Here is a 2260-nt window from a genome sequence, read left to right as displayed (position 1 = left end):
GGCGGGGGTTGATGGCCGCGTCCAGGCGGAACGGCACCCCCAGCTCCCTGGCGTAGGCCTCCAGAGCGCCCAGCTCCGCGGCGTTCTCGCGCAGGAGCACGGTCTTGAGGGCCGTCTGGATGCCGGCGGCGCGCAGGCGCTCCACGCCGCGGCGGGCGCGGGTGTGCGCAGTGGCCGAGCCGGTGATCCGCTCGGTGGTGGCAACGGTGGCGCCGTAGAGCGACACCTCCACCAGCCGCGGTGGCAGCTCCCGGAACAGCTGCACCACCCGCCGGGACAGCCGGGTGCCGTTGGTGAACACGGTGACCAGCATCCCCAGCCCCTTGGCGTGACTGTAGATGAGGTCGAAATCCTTGCGCAGCAGCGGTTCGCCGCCGGTCAGGAGCAGATCCAGGCAGCCCGCGGCGGCCACCTGGTCCAGGATGTCCAGCCACTGGGCGGTGCCCAATTCGGATCGGGAGCGGCTGCGCCTGACCGCGCCACCCAGGTAGCAGTGCACGCAGCGCAGGTTGCACCGGGCCGTCAGCTCCAGGCTCCCCGACAGCGGCACCCGCGCCGACCGGGCGGCGGCGCTGAAACGCTGCAGGTACTCCTGGTTGGACGGACAGACCGACATCACGAACTCTCCACACTCATGTTCGCGCGATAAGCCCGGCGGCGCTCAGTTCGGCGATGAACTCGCCCAGATCCCGTTCCGCCTCGTCGCGGGTCACGGCGAACCGCTCCAGCAGCTCGTCGCGGATCCGGCCCAGCGGCCGCTCGCCGTCGAGGCGCTCCCAGATGAACCCGGCCACCCCTTCGAGGGCGAAGATCCGCTGCAGGTCCGCCAGCCGCCCGCTCACGGGCACCACCAGCGTCTCGCCGGCGATGGCGCGGCTCACGAGCTCCTCCTTCTTATTATAGACGGCGGCCCAGTCCGGTGACGGGGCCGGGTTCGGTCGGTTCACCGCTCACCTCTTGATCAGCAGGGCGGGGTCGCCCAGCAGGATGTAGAGATCGCGGTGGTAGGCGGCCGTTGGATCGGCCGGCGTCCAGGCGGCCAGGGCGGCGCGGATGGCGTCGCCCAGCGTGGCGTGGCCGCGGCCGAGCTCCGCAGCCAGCGCGGCGTTGAGCGCGGCGGCGGCGGCGTTGTCCGACAATCCGGCGGGGGCGTAGACGGCGATGGCGCCGCCGTCGGGTTGGGTCAGCAGCGCCTCGCCCAGGCCCGGGTAGCCGGGGATGGTGCATTCGCCCACGGCGCAAGTGAACGCCAGCAGCAGCGGCAGGCGGGCGCCGTTGGCGAGCCCCGGGATGTCGGTGATGCGGAGCAGGCCTTCGGCGGCGAGGCGGTCGACGCCGCCGTGGCCGAGGTAGTTGACCAGGCCGGCTCCCGCAGTGATGCCGTCAACGAGGGCGGCACGGGCGTCGGCCGGCGTCTGCTCGGAGAGGTAGATGCGCTCCACAGCCAGATCGAGGGGGAGCCCGGCGGCGATGTCCTCGCTGTCGGCGGGGAAGTCGCCGGCGGGATCGGGATCGTCGGCGACGACGAGCGCGCGGCGGCTCCAGTCGCCGGCGGGCTGCGCTTCGTAGGCGATGATTTTGTCCACCATGGCCTGGAGCTCGGCGGCGGTGGCCGCCGGCAGGCGGCCGATGGCCAGGTCGGGCACGTTGTCGTCGCCGGCGATGCAGCCGTAGCGCATGTCGGCGGCGGCCAGGCCGTGGGGAGTGCCGGTGTAGATGGGAGGCAGCAGGTTGTCGCCGTACCCCTTGAGATCGCGGTAGTCAAAGGTGCCGCGGCCGGCCAGAACGACGAAGCGGGGAGGCACGGCCCAGGCGGTGGCGGCGTAGCTCAGGAAGTTACTGACGGCGTGAGGGGAGGGGCGGCCGTGGTTGAACTCGTCGTAGATGTTTTCGATGTCCACGACAAGGGTGCGATACCCTTGTGTGGCGCGGTAGGCGGCAAGCTGTTTGGCCGGCGTGCCGAGCTGGCGCGGGGCGATGACGAGGTAGTCGGCGGCGGTGGCGGCGTTGCGCAAGTCGGAGGGCCGGTCGGCGGTGGCCTTGGCCAGCGGGGTGGCGGCGCTCCAGGCCACGGCGAAGTAGTCGCGGCCGCGCTCGGAGCGGAAGGACACACGCCAGGAGCCGGCGGCGAAGTCGACGGTCGCCGGCTGGAGCCGCGGGGCGGCCGGGTCGGTGACGTCGAGGACGGCCAGGTCGTCCCGGTCGAAGCCGGCCACGGTGATCACGTCCTCATCCAGCCCCCGCAGGCGGAGGCGATTGG

3 protein-coding genes are annotated in these 2260 nt (G+C 72.3%); all 3 read right to left on the bottom strand.

The window, feature by feature from the left end; translation table 11 throughout:
* A partial coding sequence (locus tag GX414_09160) for a radical SAM protein (protein ID NLI47263.1) occupies nucleotides 1-616 on the bottom strand: 616 nt, incomplete at its 3' end.
* Between the two features lie 16 nt (nucleotides 617-632).
* Nucleotides 633-947 (bottom strand): PqqD family protein, encoded by a 315-nt coding sequence (locus tag GX414_09155; GenBank protein ID NLI47262.1) that lies wholly within the window; start codon nucleotides 945-947, stop codon nucleotides 633-635.
* Nucleotides 948-950: 3 nt separating this feature from the next.
* Nucleotides 951-2260 (bottom strand): hypothetical protein (locus tag GX414_09150; protein NLI47261.1); only part of this gene is annotated, 1310 nt, incomplete at its 5' end.

This window comes from Acidobacteriota bacterium (genome assembly GCA_012517875.1).
In the GTDB taxonomy this organism is placed as follows: domain Bacteria; phylum Acidobacteriota; class JAAYUB01; order JAAYUB01; family JAAYUB01; genus JAAYUB01.
Note: the sequence above shows the minus strand (reverse complement) of the source record. Positions and strands in the feature narration are given on the sequence as shown.